The 20,020-nt window shown below is 71.6% G+C and carries 15 protein-coding genes; 10 read left to right on the forward strand and 5 right to left on the reverse strand.

Going from position 1 to position 20,020, the window contains the following annotated elements; translation table 11 throughout:
• The first annotated feature begins 65 nt into the window (after positions 1-65).
• Positions 66-1,667: a FadD3 family acyl-CoA ligase gene (locus tag ABZ904_RS15220; protein WP_359394082.1), complete on the forward strand. Its 1,602-nt coding sequence runs from the start codon at positions 66-68 to the stop codon at positions 1,665-1,667.
• On the opposite strand, the gene ABZ904_RS15225 is transcribed toward ABZ904_RS15220, so the two are convergent.
• On the reverse strand, positions 1,574-3,043 hold the full coding sequence (locus ABZ904_RS15225) for an O-antigen ligase family protein (RefSeq protein ID WP_361823481.1): 1,470 nt from the start codon (positions 3,041-3,043) through the stop codon (positions 1,574-1,576). The genes ABZ904_RS15220 and ABZ904_RS15225 overlap by 94 nt on opposite strands.
• Before the next feature lie 74 nt (positions 3,044-3,117).
• On the opposite strand from ABZ904_RS15225, the gene ABZ904_RS15230 reads away from it, so the two are divergent.
• Positions 3,118-3,315 carry a hypothetical protein gene (locus ABZ904_RS15230; protein WP_359394086.1) on the forward strand — a complete coding sequence of 66 codons (198 nt, stop codon included), beginning with the start codon at positions 3,118-3,120 and terminating at the stop codon, positions 3,313-3,315.
• 126 nt (positions 3,316-3,441) lie between these two features.
• Here ABZ904_RS15230 and ABZ904_RS15235 read toward each other — a convergent pair whose 3' ends face one another.
• Complete coding sequence (locus tag ABZ904_RS15235) at positions 3,442-3,654, reverse strand: hypothetical protein (protein WP_359394088.1); 213 nt, start codon at positions 3,652-3,654, stop codon at positions 3,442-3,444.
• Between the two features lie 212 nt (positions 3,655-3,866).
• Entirely contained in the window at positions 3,867-6,809 is a 2,943-nt protein-coding gene (locus ABZ904_RS15240; protein ID WP_361823485.1) for a BTAD domain-containing putative transcriptional regulator, read from the reverse strand.
• Between the two features lie 219 nt (positions 6,810-7,028).
• Between ABZ904_RS15240 and ABZ904_RS15245 the strand changes: the two genes are divergently transcribed.
• The 7 genes from ABZ904_RS15245 to ABZ904_RS15275 all read left to right on the forward strand — a co-directional run bounded on the left by ABZ904_RS15245 (position 7,029) and on the right by ABZ904_RS15275 (position 15,168).
• Entirely contained in the window at positions 7,029-8,306 is a 1,278-nt protein-coding gene (locus ABZ904_RS15245; protein ID WP_361823488.1) for an amidohydrolase family protein, read from the forward strand.
• 152 nt (positions 8,307-8,458) lie between these two features.
• Entirely contained in the window at positions 8,459-8,767 is a 309-nt protein-coding gene (locus ABZ904_RS15250; RefSeq protein ID WP_361823491.1) for a hypothetical protein, read from the forward strand.
• A gap of 138 nt (positions 8,768-8,905) precedes the next feature.
• Positions 8,906-9,847 (forward strand): LLM class F420-dependent oxidoreductase, encoded by a 942-nt coding sequence (locus ABZ904_RS15255; protein ID WP_361823494.1) that lies wholly within the window; start codon positions 8,906-8,908, stop codon positions 9,845-9,847.
• A gap of 8 nt (positions 9,848-9,855) precedes the next feature.
• Complete coding sequence (locus tag ABZ904_RS15260) at positions 9,856-10,632, forward strand: glucose 1-dehydrogenase (protein WP_359394099.1); 777 nt, start codon at positions 9,856-9,858, stop codon at positions 10,630-10,632.
• A 99-nt stretch (positions 10,633-10,731) separates the two neighbouring features.
• Complete coding sequence (locus ABZ904_RS15265; RefSeq protein ID WP_359394101.1) at positions 10,732-11,850, forward strand: LLM class flavin-dependent oxidoreductase; 1,119 nt, start codon at positions 10,732-10,734, stop codon at positions 11,848-11,850.
• Positions 11,851-11,989: 139 nt separating this feature from the next.
• On the forward strand, positions 11,990-13,720 hold the full coding sequence (locus ABZ904_RS15270; RefSeq protein ID WP_361823497.1) for a D-aminoacylase: 1,731 nt from the start codon (positions 11,990-11,992) through the stop codon (positions 13,718-13,720).
• Positions 13,717-15,168 carry an aldehyde dehydrogenase family protein gene (locus tag ABZ904_RS15275; protein WP_361823500.1) on the forward strand — a complete coding sequence of 484 codons (1,452 nt, stop codon included), beginning with the start codon at positions 13,717-13,719 and terminating at the stop codon, positions 15,166-15,168. The genes ABZ904_RS15270 and ABZ904_RS15275 overlap by 4 nt, the downstream gene beginning before the upstream one ends.
• A gap of 26 nt (positions 15,169-15,194) precedes the next feature.
• Here the strand turns inward: ABZ904_RS15275 and ABZ904_RS15280 are convergent, their stop codons facing one another.
• Positions 15,195-15,590, reverse strand: coding sequence for a nitroreductase/quinone reductase family protein (locus ABZ904_RS15280; protein WP_359394107.1), 396 nt, complete (start codon positions 15,588-15,590; stop codon positions 15,195-15,197).
• Positions 15,591-15,691: 101 nt separating this feature from the next.
• Positions 15,692-17,212, reverse strand: a complete 1,521-nt coding sequence (locus ABZ904_RS15285; protein WP_361823503.1) for a CehA/McbA family metallohydrolase — start codon at positions 17,210-17,212, stop codon at positions 15,692-15,694.
• Positions 17,213-17,427: 215 nt separating this feature from the next.
• Here ABZ904_RS15285 and ABZ904_RS15290 point away from each other — a divergent pair, with 215 nt between their 5' ends.
• On the forward strand, positions 17,428-20,016 hold the full coding sequence (locus tag ABZ904_RS15290; RefSeq protein ID WP_360993434.1) for a bifunctional FO biosynthesis protein CofGH: 2,589 nt from the start codon (positions 17,428-17,430) through the stop codon (positions 20,014-20,016).
• Positions 20,017-20,020: the final 4 nt, after the last annotated feature.

A 20,020-nucleotide genomic window follows, 5' to 3' on the forward strand; every position in this document is an offset into this window, starting at 1 on the left:
GTCAGAGTACAGCTAATCTGACGGTCAGTCAGCTACGTGCTTTCAGGGTGTGCGGGAGGCAGGCCGTGCGCGGTGACGTGGAGTGGGGCAGCATTCCGGGACTGGTGCGGAGCGCGGCACATCGTTTCGGCGATGCCGAGGCGGTGGTCGAGGGCCGCACCCGGATCTCGTACGCGGAACTGGGCGACCGGGTGGAGCGCGCGGCGGCGGCCTGCATCGCGAACGGCGTCGTGGCCGGCGACCGCGTGGCGGTCTGGGCGCCCAACACCCTCGACTGGATCGTCTCCGCGCTCGGCGCGGTGTGGGCGGGCGCGGTCCTGGTCCCGCTCAACACGCGCTTCAAGGGAACGGAAGCGGCGTACGTACTGGAGCGGAGCAGGGCGAAGCTGCTCTTCGTGACGGGCACGTTCCTGGGGACGTCGTACGTCGCCTCGCTGCGGCGGGCCGCGCAGACCGGACCAGGCAACGGCCCCCTCCCGGGCCTTCCGCACCTGGAGCGGGTGGTGGTCCTGGCGGACGACGCCCCCTCCGACTTCCGCACCTGGAAGGACTTCCTGGCGAGCGGGGAGGGGGTGGGCGCGTCCGAGACAGGGGAGCGGGCGGCCTCCCTCACCGGTGCCGCACCCTCGGACATCATCTTCACCTCGGGCACGACAGGCCGCCCGAAGGGAGCCGTGATCACGCACGGGCAGTCCCTGCGGGCCTACGAGATCTGGACCGGCCTCGCGGGCCTGAGGCAGGGCGACCGCTATCTGATCGTGAACCCCTTCTTCCACACCTTCGGCTACAAGGCGGGGGTGCTGGCGTGCCTGATGCGGGGCGCGACGATGATCCCGCAGCCGGTGTTCAACGTGGACACGGTGCTGGCGAACATCGCGGCCGAACGGGTCTCCGTGCTGCCGGGCCCCCCGACCCTCCACCAGTCCCTCCTGGACCACCCGTCCAGGGACGCCCATGACCTCTCGGCCCTGCGCCTGGTGGTGACGGGAGCGGCGGTGATCCCGCTCCGCCTGGTGGAACGCCTGCGCGGCGAACTCGGTGTGCAGACGGTCCTGACGGCGTACGGCCTGTCGGAGGCGAGCGGTTTCGTGACGATGTGCCGCAGGGGGGACGAGCCCTCGGTCATCGCGACGACCTCGGGCCGGGCGATCCCGGGAACCGAGGTGCGGGTGGTGGACGCGAACGGTGAACCGCTCGGCCCCGGTGTGCCGGGAGAGGTCCTGGTCCGCGGCTTCAACGTCATGCGGGGCTATTTCGAGGACGAGCGGGCCACGGCGGACGTCCTGACTCCGGAGGGCTGGCTCAGGACGGGCGACGTGGGGGTCCTGGACGCCTCCGGAAACCTCCGGATCACGGACCGCATCAAGGACATGTTCATCGTCGGCGGCTTCAACGCGTACCCGGCGGAGATAGAGCAACTGCTCGGCCTGCACCCGGCCGTGGCCGACGTGGCGGTCATCGGCGTACCTGACGCCCGCCTCGGGGAGGTCGGCAAGGCGTACGTGGTCCGCCGCCCCGGGGCGGTGCTGACGGGGGACGACCTGATCGCCTGGTCCCGGCGCGAGATGGCGAACTACAAGGTGCCGAGGGCGGTGGAGTTCGTACGGGACCTGCCGCGGAACGCGAGCGGCAAGGTGGTGAAGGGGGAGCTCAGGCGGCGGTCGTGACCGGCACCGGACGCGGAGGCGCTGCGAACGGCCGCGCCGGCCCCGACGCGTCGCGGACCGTGCTGCGGCTGCGTGGGCTCGGTGGCGGCCGGAGCGGGGGAGGCGCCGGAACGGCGCCAACCGGCCGGGGCTTCGGCCATGACCACGGCGAGCACCAACCAGAACAGTTCGTCGATCCGGTCCAGGTTGGCCGGGTGATCCAGCATGCTCGCCAGGAAGAACCCGGTCAGCGCGGACAGTCCGACGGTCCCGAGGACCGACTTCGCGCGGGATGCGCGGGCCGCGGAGGACCAGGCGATCACGGTCACCGAGACGATGGCGAGCAGGCCGAGCGGCCCGGTCTCCACCAGCCAGTTCAGCCACAGGTTGTGCGCGTGGACGAAGACGCGGTCGCCGGGGGCGGTGGCGGATATGACGACGCCCGACCGCCCGAGACCGACGCCCAGCGGGTTGTGGGCCGCGACCTCGAGCGCCGCCGACCATGCCTGGCCGCGTACACCCAGTGCGTTCCCGGCCCGGGACACGCCCCAGACGGCGGCGGCCGCGGCGAGCAGCGCCGCGATGCCCAGGAAGCCGAACAGCCGCCGCTGTGCCCGCTCGGCGAGCCGGGGCGCCGGCCAGTAGGCCCCGGCGAGCACCAGGAGCCCGGCGGCACCGGCGACGTACCCGCCGCGGGAGAAGGTGGTCAGCAGTGCCCCGTACCCGATGACCACCAGGATGACGATGGTGGTACGCGCCGTGCGCTCTTCGATCGCCACCGCGGCGAGCAGGGCGAACGGCAGCAGGAGCACCAGGAAGGCGGCCAGCAGGTTCGGGTTGGAGAAGGTGCCGGTGGCCCGGGTCAGCACACCGTCCCCGCCCGCGTCGCACGCGACGTCGGTGAGCAGCCCGGTGCGGCAGAAGCCGGTCGTGGTCTTGTTGGTCATCTGGGAGAAGGCGGTGGTGCTCGCCGCCGCGACCCCGGCCAGTGCGAGCAACCCGAGTGCCCGCCACGACCCGGGCGCGGTGCGGCACACCCCGACGACCAGGTAGTAGCAGACGATCACGGTCAGCAGGCCGCGCAGCGGCGCGCTGGGATGCCCGCCGACGTACGTGGTCGCCCCCGAGGCCAGGAGCAGCAGCGCGACGGGCAGATCCAGCCGCGTGCGGAAGTCCCCGAGCCGCGCCCGCCGCCGGCCCGGCACGGGCACGACCAGGGCGATCAGCCCGACGACCAGGGCGAGCCGCGTCGGCGTCAGGATGCCGACGATCGGGTCGTCGGGAAAGAAGTCGGTGGCGCCGTCCAGCAAGACGACGGCCACCACGGCGAGGGGAAGGAACTGAACGATCGCCGACGACAGCCCAGGGCCTGCCGACGCACTCCGGTCGGATGCCATGACACCCGAGCGTGGCCGCCGGGTGCGACGCGTGGATGTCGGGCGGGCGAACAGGGCGCACAGGGTGAACGGACGTGGCTTGGCGCCGCTCTCCGCGCGCTGTCCTCCCGCCGGGGCCGACGGTGTGCGGCGCCGCCTGGTCCGGCTCCGCGATCGACGCGGCGCTGGCGGTGATCGCCGGCCGGCTGGGCGGGAACGTGGTGCTGTACACGTCCGACGAGGACGACACGACGAAGTTGTGCGCGGAAGCGGTTCGAGTCGTCCCGCTGTGACGGCGCCCTTGAATGTGCGACAGCGGGGCCGAGCTTGAGCTCGGCCCCGCCGGAGTGACCGCACACCTCGGCCGCGACGGCTCCCCCTCCGCGCCGCCGCGGCCGATCCCCGTGTGGGACGAAGGTCTACTTGGGCTCGGACGTGATGTGCGTGTTGTCCGGCGTGGTCCCACCGTCGTTGACGTCGGTGATGTGGGTGTTGAGCGGCTCGACGTTCGTGCCGGCTTCGGCGTCGGTGATGTGCGTGTTGAGCGGCTGGACGGCCGTGCCGGCTTCGGCGTCGGTGATGTGTGTGTTGTCCGGCTTGACGACCGGCGCGTCCTTGCTGGTGTCGCTCATTGTGGTGGCTCCCCATGGCTGTTGCTGTCGGACTGTCGGGGGCCCGTCCGGCCACTCCCCCGAGGGTGGCCGGACGAGCCCCTCAAATCGCCCACCCTAATCTGCGAGTTCGGCGATCTCACCGGCGGTCCGCCTGCCCCCCGAAGCAGCGGATCGACAAGAAAAAGTGTGCCTGGCGGCGATAAACGAACGATGAACGTCCGTGCCATGTCTCAGGCGGCCGCTGCCGGGGTCAGCAATGCCTGCACCTCTGCGGCTTCCGGTGAGTGCAGCCTCTCGTAGATCTCGAGAGCCTCGCGCCAGCAGACCTGGGCCCGGCCGGTCTGGCCGATGCCGCTCAACGCCTTGCCGAGGACCGTGAGCACGTTGCCCCGGCGCCATTCCCCGCCGATGCCCCTCAGCATCGATAGAGCCATCTCGGCGTTGGCCGCGGCCTGTGCGGGGGAGCGGACCAGGAGATCCACTTCGGCGAGACGGAACAGGGTCATGCCCTCCCACAGCCGCTGACGGCTGGTGCGGAAGACCTGCAGTGCGTCCTTGAGGTGGGTGGAAGCAGCCGACAACTGACCGTTGCGGCTGAGGGCCATGCCGAGCGCGTAATGGCCGTTCGCGGCCTTGAGGGTGTGCCCCAGCTCCTCGTACATTCCGGTCCCCTGCCGGGCGAGGCGCACGGCGCTGTCGGCGCGGTCCGTCGCCAGATGCAGGCGTGAGAGGTTGCACAGGGCGGATGCCGTACCCGAAAGGTCGCCGCAGGCACGGAAGTCCTTGATGGCCCGCTCGAGATGCTCCTCGGCCTCCACGTAGCGGTTCTGATAGAAGGCGAAGGCGCCCAGGATGTTCGCCGCCCAACAGCAGGGCAACGGATCGCCGGCAGCCTCGGAGAGCCGGAGAGCCTGTCGCGCCTCTTCGTCGGCTTGATCGAAGTAACCGGACCAGTGCCTGGCGTTGGCCAGGACGAGAACCGCCCGCCCCTCCGCTCGGCTGTCCGACACCGCGCGTGCGGCATCACGCAGGGCCGTGGCCGCCGCCTCGTACTCCCTGGAGTTCGCTCCGGACTCGGCCAGGTCCACAGCGGCCCACAGCAGGTCGACCGCGCGCCTGAGCCGGGCGTTGTCGGACGACTGGCGCACACACGCGAGCAAGGAGACGGCCTCGGAGTAGAGCCAGTCCTGCGCAGCACGCCGGTTCTCAAAAGTCAGTCCGGCGGTCCGGGGTTTCTCCAAATGGTCCACCAGGCGGTCACCGGGCCGCTCGATCGCGTACCCCTCGGCCACCGTCGCCAGATAGAAGTCCAGCAACCGCGACATCGCCGCATCCCGCTCGCTCGGCGGCCACTCGTCGCGTTCCGCGCACGCACGCGCGTAGAGGCGGACCAGGTCGTGGTAGCGGTAGCGGCCGGGCGCGGCCGACTCGAGCAGGGACGTGTCGACGAGGGACTCCAGCAGGTCCTCGGTGTCCTCCACCGGCAGGTTCAGTACCGCCGCGGCGGCCGCCAGGGAGATGTCCGGGCCGTCCGCGAGGCCCAGGAGGCGGAAGGCGCGGGCCTGGGCCGGCTCCAGCTGGCCGTAGCCGAGCTCGAAGGTGGCCTTCACCGCCAGGTCGCCGGCCTGGAGTTCGTCGAGGCGGCGGCGTTCGTCCGCCAGCTTCGCCGCCAGTACGGAGACCGTCCAGGTGCGGCGCGCCGCCAGACGGGACGCCGCGATGCGTATGGCGAGCGGCAGGAAGCCGCATGCCGCGACCACGTCCAGCGCCGCCTCCCGCTCCGAGGCCACCCGCTCCGCGCCGACGATCTTGGTGAAGAGCGACAGCGCCTCCTCCGGGGACATCACGTCCAGGTCCACCAGATGGGCGCCTGCCAGGTCGACCATGCGGACCCGGGAGGTCACAAGGGCCGCGCAGCCCTCCATGCCGGGCAGCAGAGGGCGCACCTGGGCCGCGTCCTTCGCGTTGTCCAGCAGGACCAGGACCCGGCGGCCGTCCAGCACCGAGCGGTACAGCGCCGCCCGTTCCTCCAGCGAGTCCGGGATCGCCGACTCCGCGGTGCCCAGGGCGCGCAGGAAGGAGCCGAGGACCGTCTCGGGCTCCGCCGGCCGGGGCCCCGCGCCTTGGAGGTCCACGTACAGCTGGCCGTCGGGGAAGGCGCCGCGGGACTGGTGCGCGACGTGGACGGCGAGCGTCGTCTTGCCCACGCCGCCGATGCCGGCCAGCGCCGAGACCGCCATCACGCGGCCCTCCGCCGACGCCAGCACCTCGCCCAGCTCGGTGACGAAAGCCGCCCGGCCGGTGAAGTCGGGGACGGTAGCGGGGAGCTGGGCGGGACGGACGGGTGCGGCGGCGGGCTCCGCGGCCGGCGCCGACGGCTCCGCCAGGCCCGGGTCCGCGCGGAGGATCCGCTGCTGGAGCTCCTTGAGGCCCGCGCGGGGGTCGACCCCCAGTTCGTCGGCGAGCAGACGGCGGGTGTCCGCGTACACCGCCAGCGCTTCGGCCTGGCGGCCCGAGCGGTACAGCGCCAGCATCAGCAGCTCGCGGAGGCGTTCGCGCAGCGGGTGCGCCGCGGTCAGGGCCGTGAGCTCGGAGACCGCCTCCGCGTGGCAGCCCTGTTCCAGGTCCATGTCGAGGCGGGACTCGAGGAGCTGGAGGCGCCATTCCTCCAGGCGGGTCCGCTGGGTGTCCGCGTGCGGGCCGGGCACGCCGGCCAGCGCCTCCCCGTCCCACAGCGCCAGTGCCTCGTTGAGCACCTGCCGGGCGTGGCCCAGATCCCCGGCGTTCTTGGCCTTCTCCGCCTCCGCGGCCAGCTCCTGGGCGGCCGCGACGTCCAGGGAGCGGGCGTCGCTCAGCCGCAGCGCGTACCCGCCCGACTCGCTGACCAGCACTCCGGGGGAGAGGACCTTGCGCAGCCGTGAGGCGTAGGTCCGCACGGCCGCCAGCGCGCGCGGCGGCGGCTCTTCGCCCCACAGCGCGTCGATCAGCTCGGACGCCGTCGCGGTACGGCCCTCCCGCAGCAGCAACGCGGCCAGCAGGGCGCGCTGTTGCGGCGAGCCGGTGGCCAGCGGATCGTCTCCGTGCCAGGCGCGCACCGGTCCGAGCACGCCGAAGCGCAGCGCCGCCGATCGCTCGGGACGCCGCTGCTCAGGCACTCGCGGTACACCGTCCATCGCTGCCCCCAGGCCCCCTGCCGAACAGACCACAACAAGGAGGCCAGTTTGCCTTGTTCATGGCGGATGCGTCAGCTGTGGGAGACGGCGATCACAGGCCGCCGGGCGGTGTGTCACAAGGTCCACACATGTTCTCCCCCTGTGCGCAAGGGCGGGGGAGTGCCGAAGGGGAGTGCTCCTTAGCTGACGGTTCGTCAGATCAGCGCTACGGTGACCGGCATGGAGACCTCACAGACCAACGGCACCGACGGCACCTTTCCGCAGATCATCTCCGTCGACGACCACACCGTGGAGCCACCGGACGTGTGGCAGGACCGGCTTCCGCGCCGGTACCGGGACGTGGGCCCGCGCATCGTCCGTGCGCCCTTGAAGGAGATGACCTTCCTCGGCGGCAGGTTCGCACCCGTCATGGGTGCGCCCGGCGACGACGGACCGCTCGGCGACTGGTGGGTCTACGAAGATCTGCGTCGGCCCCTCACCCGCCTCGACACCGCCGTCGGGTACGACAGGGACGAGATCAGGCTCGAGATCATCACGTACGAGCAGATGCGGCCCGGCTCGTACGACGTCCCCCAGCGCCTGGCCGACATGGACGTCAACCACGTCCGGTCCGCCCTCTGCTTCCCGACCTTTCCCCGCTTCTGCGGACAGACCTTCACCGAGGCCAAGGACCGCGAGCTCGGCCTCCTCTGCGTCCGGGCCTACAACGACTGGATGGTGGAGGAGTGGTGCGGGCCCGAGGCGCGCGGGCGGCTCGTCCCGCTCACCCTCATCCCCCTCTGGGACGCCGAGCTGGCCGCGGCAGAGGTGCGGCGCAACGCCGGGCGCGGCGTCCGTGCCGTCGCCTTCTCCGAGATACCTCCGCACCTCGGGCTGCCGTCCGTCCACACCGACGACTGGGACCCGTTCCTCGCCGCCTGCGACGAGACCGGCACCGTCATCGCGATGCACATCGGCTCCAGCAGCAGGATGCCCTCCACGTCCGCGGACGCCCCGCCGGCCGTCGGCTCCACCATCACCTTCGCCAACTGCTGCTTCTCGATGGTCGACTGGCTGATGAGCGGCAAGTTCGAGCGCTTCCCGAACCTGAAGGTGATGTACGCGGAGGGGCAGATCGGCTGGATCCCGTACATCCTCGAGCGCGCCGACGTCGTCTGGGAGGAGAACCGCGCCTGGGGCGGGGTCGCGGACAAGGTCCACCGCCCGCCGTCCGAGCTCTTCGCCGACCACGTCTACGGCTGTTTCTTCGACGACGCCTTCGGGCTCAGGAACCTGGACGCCATCGGGGTCGGGAACGTCCTGTACGAGACCGACTACCCCCACTCCGACTCCACCTGGCCGAAGTCGCGCGAGGTCGGCGAGGCGCAGATGGGGCATCTGGACGCGGACGTCGTGGAGCGGATCGTCCGGGGCAACGCCATCGAGCTGCTGGGGCTGACCGAGGAGGGTCTGTGGCCCGAACAGGCCGGACAGGAGCGGCAGATGACCCGGAAGTGAGGGGCGCCCGCGTACGGTCCGGGGTGCGCAGGTGAACAATCGCGTCCCCCGTTGAACATTGATCGACCACGGCGGCAGCGCGGTCGGCCGGTCCTCAGCATGGGGTCACCCGCACCTCCCCGAGCCCCCTACCGGAGGACCACCGTGCTCCGTTGGCGGGCTCCGTCCCGACCGGTGGCAACGACCGCAACGCGAGCTACGGGCTCACCGACCTCACCACCTCCGACAGCCTCTGGGGCCGGCGCAACAACAGCGAGACCTACGCCAAGTGGGGCGCGTTCCGCGGCGACAACGGCGAGGACAACGCGGCGCGCGCTCCGTGGGCCTGGGACGACACCAATGACGGCAGCGACCTCCAGGCGGGCGTGATCGCGACCGATCCCGCGTACCTGGTCTCCCAGTACTTCGGCAACACCGGCGATCTCAGCCTGACCTACCTGCGCAACCCCTACCGCTCCTGAGAGCGGCCGTTGCGGGCGGCCGCACCGGCGGCTGCCCGCAACGCGGGCCCGCACGGGCCTTGCCTGACGCACCGTCAGCCATGACGATGAAGTCGGCCGTTCTTGGCTGACGGTCCGTCAGAAAGAGGTGGTGCGTCGATGCGAATGCGGCCGGACGGGGATCTGGCCTACGGGATGCAGCTCCCGATCCAGTCCCAGAGCACGATCTACGCCGAACCCTGGGAGGAGGCGGCGGGGCCGGAGGACCTCGTCGCGGTGGCCCTCGCCGCCGAGGGCGCCGGCTTCGACTACGTCGCCTGCTGCGACCACGTCGCCGTCCCGCTCCGGCTGGCCCCGGCCATGAGCACGGTCTGGTACGACCCCGTCGCCACCCTCGCCCACCTGGCCGCCGTCACCGAGCGCGTCCGGCTGCTCAGTCACGTCGCGATCGTCGGGCTGCGGCATCCCCTGGCGACCGCCAAGCAGTACGCCACCCTCGACCACCTCTCCGGCGGGCGCCTGGTCCTCGGGGTGGGGGCCGGTCATGTGGCGGAGGAGTTCGCGGCGCTGGGCGTGGACTTCCGGCGGCGGGGGGAGGTCCTCGACGAGACCGTCGACGCGCTCCGCGTGGCTCTCGGAACGGACGAGTTTCCGGAGCACCACGGCAAGGCGTACGACTTCGAGGGGCTCGGGCAGCGCCCCCGCCCGGCGCAGGAGCACGTCCCCCTCTGGGTCGGCGGCTCCTCGCCCGCCGCCGTGCGCCGGGCGGCGCTGAAGGGTGACGGCTGGCTTCCGCAGGGCGACCCGCGGGACCGGCTGCCCTCGCAGATCGCCCGTCTCACCGGGCTGCGCGCGCAGGCGGGCATGGAGGGGCCGTTCACCGTCGGTGCCATCACCGAGCCGCTGTATGTGGGCGAGCCGGGCTGGGACGTGGGGCGGCGCACGATCAGCGGCCCCGCACAGGCGGTCGCCGAGTCGCTGCGTGCGTACCGCGCGATGGGTGTGCACCAGATCCAGGTGCGGTTCCGCTGCCGGAGCCGCACGGAACTCACCGATCAGATCGCGGCGTTCGGGGCCGAGGTGACCCCCCATCTGAACTGAGGAGTGTCATGGGCAAGCTGGACGGGCGCGTCGTCATCGTCACCGGTGCGGCGCGCGGGCAGGGCGAGCAGGAAGCGCGGCTGTTCACGGCGGAGGGCGCCCGGGTCGTCCTCACGGATGTGCTCGACGACCGGGGCGAGGCGCTCGCCAAGGAGCTCGGGCAGGCGTACGTCCATCTGGACGTGGGCCGCGAGGTGGACTGGGCCGCCGCGGTGGCCGCCGCGAAGGAGACGTACGGGCGCGTCGACGGACTGGTCAACAACGCCGGGATCCTGCGGTTCAACGCGCTGGTCGACACGCCTCTCGACGAGTTCATGAACGTCGTCCAGATCAACCAGGTGGGCTGTTTCCTCGGGATCAAGACCGTGGCGCCCGAGATCGCGGCCGCCGGCGGCGGCACCATCGTCAACACCGCCTCGCACACCGCGGTCACCGGTATGGCGGCCGTGGGGACGTATGCGGCGACCAAGCACGCCGTCCTCGGTCTCACCCGGGTCGCGGCCATCGAGCTGGCGTCCCGGAAGGTCCGCGTGAACGCCGTGTGCCCGGGTGCCGTCGACACCCCGATGTCCAACCCGGCCCGGCTGGACCCGGACGCGGACGCGAAGGAGATGTCCAGGGCCCTCGACGAGCTGTACCGCAGGCTGGTGCCGCTCGGGCGGATCGGGCGGCCCGAGGAGGTGGCGCGGCTCGCCCTCTTCCTGAGCTGCGACGACTCCTCCTACATCACCGGGCAGCCGTTCGTGATCGACGGCGGCTGGCTGGCCGGAGTGTCCGTTGTCTGATTCACCATCAGCTATTGACGCTCCACTCGGGCGGTGCCACAGTCGGCGCAAAGAACTGACGGTACGTCAGATAATGACTCCTGGGGACGGTGAACCTCTTTGGAATTCGGGCTCTTTGTACAGGGATACGTGGGCAAGCGCGCCGAGACCGACCCGCTCGCCGAGCACAAGGCGCTGATGGAGGAGACCGAGTACGTCATCCAGGCGGACACGTCCGGCTTCAAGTACGCCTGGGCCTCCGAGCACCACTTCCTGGAGGAGTACTCCCACCTCTCGGCCAACGACGTCTTCCTCGGCTACCTCGCCCGCGCCACCGAGCGGATCCACCTGGGCTCCGGGATCTTCAATCCGCTCGCCCAGGTCAACCACCCGGTGAAGGTCGCCGAGAAGGTCGCCATGCTCGACCACCTCACCGGGAACCGCTTCGAGTTCGGCAGCGGACGCGGAGCCGGCTCGCACGAGATCCTCGGCTTCCTCCCCGGCATCACCGACATGAACCACACGAAGGAGATCTGGGAGGAGACCATCGCCGAGTTCCCCAAGATGTGGCTCCAGGACGAGTACGTGGGCTTCCAGGGCAAGCACTGGTCGCTGCCGCCCCGCAAGGTGCTCCCCAAGCCGTACGGGAAGTCGCACCCGGCCATGTGGTACGCCGCCGGGTCCCCGCCGTCGTACGCCATGGCGGCGAAGAAGGGCCTCGGGGTGCTCGGCTTCAGCGTGCAGAAGGTCTCCGACATGGAGTGGGTCCTCGAGCAGTACAAGACGGCCGTCGTCGACGCCGAGCCCGTCGGGGACTTCGTCAACGACAACGTGATGGTCACGACCACCGCCGTCTGCGCCCCCACCCACGAGGAGGCGATCCGCATCGCGGTGAACGGCGGACTGCACTACCTGCCGTCCCTCGTCTTCCGCTACCACGACACCTTCCCGCGCCCTGAGGGCTTCCCGGTCTGGCCCGAGACGCTCCCCGAGTACACCGAGGAGTTCATGGAACTGCTCATCGAGGAGGAGCTGCTCATCTGTGGCGACCCGGACGAAGTGCTGCGGCAGTGCAAGAGGTGGGAGCAGGCGGGAGCCGACCAGCTGAGCTTCGGGCTGCCGGTGGGGATCCCCAAGGAGGAGACACTGCAGACGATCCGGCTGATCGGTGAGCACGTCATCCCGAAGATCGACACGGACCCGGTGCACCGCACCACGCGGTTCAGGCAGAGCGTCTGACCGCGGCCGGGCCGCGGGCCGTCCGGCGACCGTGGGCGCGACACGGCCGGTCGCGCCCAGGCGGCGGCGCACGCACCGGCCCCGCCTCGCGCCCCTATCGGGACGCTCACCCACACCGGAGGTCAAGGAGGCAAGGTCCATGCTCGACCACGTCATCAAGGGCGCGACCGTCGTGGACGGGACGGGAGCGCCCGCGTACACGGCGGACGTCGGCCTGCGGGACGGCCGTATCGCCGTGATGGGCTCGGTGACCGAACAGGCCCGCACCACCGAGGACGCGTCCGGCCTCGTCCTCGCCCCCGGCTTCGTCGACCCGCACACCCACTACGACGCCCAGCTCTTCTGGGACCCGTACGCGACACCGTCCCTGAACCACGGGGTCACCACCGTCGCCGCGGGCAACTGCGGCTTCACGCTCGCCCCGCTCAACCCCGGGCGCCCCGAGGACGCCGACTACACCCGCCGGATGATGTCCAAGGTGGAGGGCATGTCCCTGGTCGCCCTCGAGGAGGGGGCGACCTGGAACTGGCACACCTTCGGGGAGTACCTGGACGCCCTCGAGGGCCGGATCGCCGTCAACGCGGGCTTCATGGTGGGGCACTGCGCGCTGCGGCGGTATGTGATGGGGCCGGACGCGGTCGGCGGGCAGCCGACCGGGGACCAGCTCGCGCGGATGCTGCGGCTCCTCCACGAGGCCATGGACGCGGGTGCCTGGGGCTTCTCCACGACGCAGTCGGCGACCCATTCCGACGGCGACGGGAAGCCGGTCGCCTCGCGGCACGCGGAACCGGCGGAGCTGCTGGCCCTGTCCAAGGCGGTGGGCGAACACGAGGGCACGCAGATCGAGGCGATCGTCGCCGGGTGCCTGGACCAGTTCAGCGACGCGGAGATCGACCTCCTCGTGGAGATGAGCGCGGCGGCGGGACGTCCGCTGAACTGGAACGTGCTCACCGTCGACGCGTCCGTGCCCGAACGCGTACCGCGCCAGCTGCTGGCGAGCGAGCGTGCCCGGAAGGCGGGCGGCCGCGTGGTGGCCCTCACCATGCCGATCCTCACCCCGATGAACATGTCGCTCGGCACGTTCTGCGCGCTCAACCTGATCCCCGGGTGGGGCCCGATCCTGGGCCTGCCCGTGCCCGAGCGGATCGGGAGACTGCGCGACCCGGACGTCCGCGCCGAGATGCTCCGGCGCGCCGGCTCCAAAGAGGCGGGCGTCTTCCGGCGCCTCGCGAACTTCGGACGGTACGTCATCGGGGACACCTACAGCCCGCGGAACGAGGGTCTGACCGGGCGGGTGGTGAACGACATCGCGGCCGAGCGCGGCCAGGACCCCTTCGAGTGCCTGGTCGAGATCTGCGCGAACGACGAGCTGCGGACGGTCCTGTGGCCCATGCCCACCGACAACGACCCCGATTCCTGGGCACTGCGGGCTCAGACCTGGCGGCACGAGGACGTCCTGCTCGGCGGCTCGGACGCGGGCGCCCATCTGGACCGCATGTGCGGTGCTCCGTACACGACCCGGTTCCTCGGGGACTGCCTGCGCGGCCGGAAGCTGGTGCCGCTGGAGCAGGCCGTGAAGATGCTGACGGACGATCCTGCCCGGTTGTTCGGGCTGCGGGAGCGCGGCCGGGTACGGGAGGGCTTCCATGCGGACCTCGTCCTGTTCGACCCGGAGCGCATCGACGCCGGTCAGGCCACCTTGGTGCACGACCTGCCGGGAGAGAGCCCGCGGCTCGACTCCAGGGCGATCGGGGTGCGGGGGGTCTGGGTCAACGGTGTCGCGGCACTACGGGACGACGTGGTGACCGGGGCCGTACCGGGCCGGGTGCTCCGCTCCGGGCGGGACAACAGGACGGTGAGCACCACGTGACCGAGCGGCAGCGGCTGTTCGTCGGCGGGGCGTGGGTCGAGCCCGACGGGGGCCACTACGAGGTCGTCGACCCGGCGACCGAAGGAATCGTCGGGTGGGCGCCGGAGGCTTCCCGGGAGCAGGTGCACGCCGCGGCCGCCGCGGCCCGTGAGGCCTTCGGACCGTGGTCGCGGAAGACTCCCGAGGAGCGGGCCGCCGTCCTCGCCCGCGCGGCGGAGGTGATGCGGCGCAACCTCGTGCCGTACGCCGACCTGGCGCAGGCGGAGAGCGGCGCCACGACCGGCACGGCGCGCGGGATGCAGGTCGGGGTGGCGGTGGCACGGTTCCGGCGGTACGCGCGGGTGGAGCCGGTGGAGCAGCCGCTGCCGCCGCAGATCAACGAGGCGGGACCGTTCGGCGGTGCCGCCGTCATGGGCGCCCTCGCCGTGCGCCAGCCGGTCGGCGTGGTCGCCTGCATCTCCTCGTACAACAACCCGTGGGCGAACCCGGCGGGCAAGGTCGCGCCCGCACTGGCGATGGGCAACACGGTGGTGGTGAAGCCGGCGCCGCAGGATCCGCTGTCGGTGTACCGCATGGCCGAGGCGCTCCAGGAGGCGGGCGCCCCGCCGGGTGTGGTGAACGTGGTGAGCGGTTCGCGCCCGGAGGTCGGTGAGGCGGCCGTGGACTGCCCGGACGTCGACATGGTCAGCTTCACCGGTTCGACGGCCGTCGGGCAGCGCATCGCCGAGGTGTGCGGCCGGTCCATGAAACGGCAGCTGATGGAGCTGGGCGGCAAGGGCGCGGCGCTGGTCTTCGACGACGCCGACCTCGAGTCCGCGGTGGCCGGAATCGGCACCACGTTCTCCTTCTACAGCGGGCAGATCTGCACGGCCCCGACGCGGGTGATCGCACAGCGGGACGTGTACGACCGTCTGGTGTCCCGACTGGCCGGCTACGCGGGTCATCTGACGGTCGGTGATCCGCGTGAGCGGGGCACGGTGGTGGGCCCGGTGATCTCGGCGGCGCACCGCGACCGTGTGGAGTCGTACGTGGAACTCGGCCGCAAGGAGGGCGCGCGGCTGGTCGCCGGGGGCCGACGGTCGCCCCTGGAGCGCGGCTTCTATGTCGCCCCGGCCCTCCTCGCGGACTGCACGCCCGACATGCGGGTGGTCAGGGAGGAGATCTTCGGGCCGGTGGTCGTGGTCCTCCCCTTCGACGAGGAGGAGGAAGGCATCGCCCTGGCCAACGACACCGACTACGGCCTGATCGACTACGTCTGGTCCGGGGACGTGGCCCGTGCCTTCCGCGTGGCCCGCCGGCTGCGGGCGGGCGGTGTCGGTGTGAACACCGTCGGCCGGAACATGGAGGCCCCGTTCGGCGGGTTCAAGAAGAGCGGGGTCGGCCGGGACGTCGGCTCGTACGCCCTGCACGCGTACAGCGAGGTGCAGGCGATCGTGTGGCCCGGGTGAGGTGAGGGGCGGCAGCCCGGGTGACCTCAGTCGTCCAGGTCGACCCTCACCGTGAGCAGTCCGGTCCCCAGCGCCCGTACCGCCGCGCTGTTGAGGCGGGGCAGCGTCTTGAGGCGGGTACGGGGGTCGTCGTCCGCGAGGACATGGGCCGTGCCCGTGTGCCAGCGGCCGCCGATGCGCACCCGCACCCGGGGATCGGCCCGGATGTTGCGGATGTACTGGGACCTCTCGCCGTGCTCGGAGACCAGCCAGAAGGAGTCGCCGATGCGGCGCCCGCCCAGGGGGGTCCGGCGCGGCAGGCCCGAGGTGCGGCCCGTGGTCTCCAGCAGTGTCTGGACCGGTATGCGGCGCTGCACCGGGTTGACGACGTGGCGCTGGAGCGCCGTGATCGCGCGGTACTTGAGGTCGGCGAAGCGCGGCATGGTCTCGTGTTCCCCCTGACGGCGTGAAGAACGAGCACTCACGCGCAGTCTCGCAGACCGGCCATCGAGGGCGCTTGAAATCGGCCACGCGCCCCGTGGGCCTACGACCGGCCCAGGAAGATCGGGTTCGTGAACGCGGCCAGCACCCCCGGCACCGGCCCCACCGCGGCCTCGTGCCGCAGCTCCGCCCGTACGTACGCCGCGTACTGCGGGGTCGTGTGCCATTCGACGGTGCCCGACCCGGTCACCGGCAGCGGATCGCTCATGAACAGCACGCCCTGGTCGGTGACGAAGCGGACGGCGCAGCGAGGGGCGCCCTGTGCCTCCACGCGGACCGTGACCGGGGTGTCCTGGTCCACCCGCAACCGCTCGCCGACGCCCGCGTGTTCACCGTGGCTGCCGGACGCCGTGAACGTCAGCGACACGTTCTTCGACTCCGCGACGTACGAGCGGCCCGCGCGGATGCCTTCCTGGATGGCCTGCCGGGTCAGGTCGTCGGCGAGGACCACCGTCTGCGGGGTGCCGATCGCGTCGGGCTCACGGTGGGCGTCGCTGTTGCCCATCGCCGGCAGCCACCGGCCGTGCCCCTCCCGGACCGCCACCACCAGCGTGTTGTCCCACTCCGCGAGCGTCGCCTCGTCGTCCGGCGTGTAGGGGCCGTTCCACACCTCGAGCGCGTCCGCCTCGCCGAAGCCGAACTTCCAGCCGCAGCCGATGCAGGTGGCGTGCGGATGGGCCGGGACGACCAGGCCGCCCGCCCGGCGGATCTGCTGGGCGAACCGGGCCCAGCGGTTGTCGCGCGCCCGGTAGCGCCAGTCGATGAAGGTGCCCGGGTCGGTGCCCAGGGCCAGCACGTGCCCGTTCCGCGTGGTCACCTCCTCGCCCGTCAGGATGAGCAGGTCGTCACCCGCCTGGTCGGCCCAGTGGGCCTGCGAGGAGTGGGTGTTGTGCTCCGAGGTGTTGATGAAGTCGAGGCCGGCGGCCCGGGCCAGAGCCGCGATCTCCGCGGGCGTGCGGCGGCCGTCGGAGTACCAGGAGTGCATGTGGCAGTCGCCGCGGTACCAGGCGCGGCCCCGCCCCTTGGCACGGGACGGCGGGTACACGGGCGCCGGCGTGGGGCCCTGCGCGCCGTAGGTGAGGGTGATCGTGATCTCGTACGCGAGACCCTGCGGGGCCACCGTGTAGGGGCCCAGTGCGATGTGCCAGGTGCCGGGGCGGACCGGGCCGGGGATATAGCCGGGAGTGGCGTCGTCCGCACGGATGAAGAACTCGGTGCGCGCGCCGCCGGACCAGCCGCGGAAGCCCTTGCCGCCCAGTTCGGTGCCGCGCTCGTCGAAGATGCCGATGTCGAGGGCGTTGCCCTGGGCGCCGGCCGGCACGGACGGCCTGTCGTAGGTGTAGGCGACCTTGATCTCGCGGACGTCCCCGGGCACGTCGACGGGGAGGTAGACGAAGTCGGGCGAGCCGGTGGGCAGCGTGCCGCGCACCGTCCTCGTCTCCTGGTTGTCGGCCGCCTCGGCGGCGGGACCTCTGGAGAAGCTCACGGTTCCCAACGTAAGCGCGGCGGCCGCGCCCGTCACGAACAGCGCGCGTCTGCCGAGGCCGTGGTCGTCGTCGCACATGCTGCTGCTCCCAACATGTCGGATGACAGGGGTGGTGCAGTGGTGGTGCCTCCCACTCTGGGGTCGCCCCGTGAACTCCGCCGCACGGGAAGTCGATCGGCAGCCGCGTGTCGGCGTAACGGGCGGTGGCCGCGGCCCCTGGTGACCTACGACCTGCCCCGACCGGCACAGGAACGCCCTGTATGACCTGATCACCGCAAACGTATGCTCGGAGGATGACGACTTCCGCGTCCTCCGGAACCGGTCCCACCGAGAACTCACTGCGCCGCGCCCTGAAACGTGCCCGTGACGGTGTCGCGCTGGACGTCACCGAGGCCGCGGTGCTGCTCCAGGCCCGTGGCGCGGACCTGGACGACCTGGCCGCCTCGGCCGCCCGGGTGCGCGACGCCGGGCTCCGGGCCGCGGGCCGGCCCGGAGTCATCACGTACTCGAAGAGCGTCTTCATCCCGCTGACCCGGCTGTGCCGGGACAAGTGCCACTACTGCACCTTCGTCACGGTGCCCGGCAAGCTGCGCCGGGCGGGGCACGGGATGTTCATGTCTCCGGACGAAGTCCTCGACATCGCCCGCAAGGGGGCGGCGCTGGGCTGCAAGGAGGCGCTGATCACCCTCGGGGACAAGCCGGAGGACCGCTGGCCCGAGGCGCGCGAATGGCTCGACGCGCACGGGTACGACGACACGATCGCCTATGTGCGGGCCGTCTCCATCCGGATCCTGGAGGAGACGGGCCTGCTGCCGCACCTCAACCCCGGGGTGATGTCGTGGACGGACTTCCAGCGCCTCAAGCCGGTCGCGCCGTCCATGGGGATGATGCTGGAGACCACGGCGACCCGGCTGTGGTCCGAGCCGGGCGGCCCGCACCACGGCTCCCCGGACAAGGAGCCGGCGGTCCGCCTGCGGGTCCTGGAGGACGCCGGGCGTTCGTCGGTGCCCTTCACCTCGGGCATCCTGATCGGGATCGGCGAGACGTACGAGGAGCGGGCCGAGTCCCTGTTCGCGCTGCGCAAGGTGGCGCGGGCGTATCACGGCATCCAGGAACTGATCATCCAGAACTTCCGGGCCAAGCCGGACACGGCGATGCGGGGCATGCCGGACGCGGAACTGGACGAGCTGGTCGCCACGGTGGCCGTCGCCCGGCACATCATGGGCCCGGCCGCCTGTCTGCAGGCCCCGCCGAACCTGGTCGACGGCGAGTACGAGCGGCTGATCGGGGCCGGCATCGACGACTGGGGCGGGGTGTCCCCGCTGACCATCGACCATGTCAATCCGGAGCGGCCCTGGCCGCAGATCGAACGACTGGCCGAGCGGTCCCGCGCTGCCGGGTTCGAACTGCGTGAACGGCTCTGTGTGTACCCGGAGTTCGTGCAGCGCGGAGAGCCGTGGCTGGATCCGCGGCTGCTGCCGCACGTCCGGGCGCTGGCCGATCCGGAGACGGGGCTGGCGCGCGCGGACGCGGTGGTCGAAGGGCATCCCTGGCAGGAGCCCGAGGAGGTGTTCCAGGCATCCGGCCGCACGGACCTGCACCACACCATCGACACCGAGGGGCGGACCGGCGACCGCCGCGACGACTTCGACGAGGTGTACGGCGACTGGGCGGCGCTGCGTGAGGCGGCGGCTCCCGGAATGGCACCGGAGCGCATCGACACCGACGTACGGTCGGCGCTGCGCACGGCCGCCGACGACCCGGCGAAGCTGACCGACGCCGAGGCCCTCGCGCTGCTGCACGCGGACGGCCCCGCGCTGGACGCGCTGTGCCGGGTGGCCGACGACGTCCGGCGCACGATGGTCGGCGACGACGTGACCTACATCGTGACCCGCAACATCAACTTCACGAACGTCTGCTACACCGGCTGCCGCTTCTGCGCGTTCGCGCAGCGCCGCACGGACGCCGACGCCTACACCCTCTCCCTCACGCAGGTCGCCGACCGCGCCGAGCAGGCGTGGGAGGTGGGCGCCGTGGAGGTCTGCATGCAGGGCGGCATCCACCCCGACCTGCCCGGCACCGCCTACTTCGACATCGCGAAGGCGGTCAAGGAACGCGTCCCCGGCATGCACGTGCACGCCTTCTCCCCCATGGAAGTGGTCAACGGCGCCACCCGCACCGGGATGTCGATCCGGGAGTGGCTGACGGCGGCGAAGGAGGCGGGCCTCGACACGATCCCCGGCACGGCGGCGGAGATCCTGGACGACGAGGTCCGCTGGGTCCTGACCAAGGGCAAGCTGCCGGCCGCCACCTGGGTCGAGGTGGTGACCACCGCGCACGAACTGGGTATCCGCTCCTCCTCGACGATGATGTACGGCCATGTCGACCAGCCGCGCCACTGGCTGGGCCACCTGCGCACCCTCGCCCGTATCCAGCAGGAGACCGGCGGGTTCACCGAGTTCGTCACCCTGCCCTTCATCCACACCAACGCCCCCGTCTACCTGGCGGGCATCGCCCGCCCCGGCCCGACGATGCGCGACAACCGCGCCGTCACGGCCATGGCGCGCCTCCTGCTGCACCCCCACATCCCCAACATCCAGACCAGCTGGGTCAAGCTCGGCACCGACGGCGCCGCGGAGATGCTCCGCTCGGGCGCCAACGACCTCGGCGGCACTCTCATGGAAGAGACCATCTCCCGTATGGCCGGCTCCCGTTACGGCTCCTACAAGTCCGTCAAGGACCTCGTTTCGGTGGCGGAGACCGCGGGCCGCCCGGCGAAACCACGCACGACGCTGTACGGCGAGGTCCCGGAGGAACGGCAGCGGGCGGCTGCGGCATCGGACGGCCACCTGCCCGAACTGCTCCCTGTGCTGGGCGACTGAGAAG

Source organism: Streptomyces sp. NPDC046900, assembly GCF_040644975.1.
Lineage (GTDB): Bacteria > Actinomycetota > Actinomycetes > Streptomycetales > Streptomycetaceae > Streptomyces.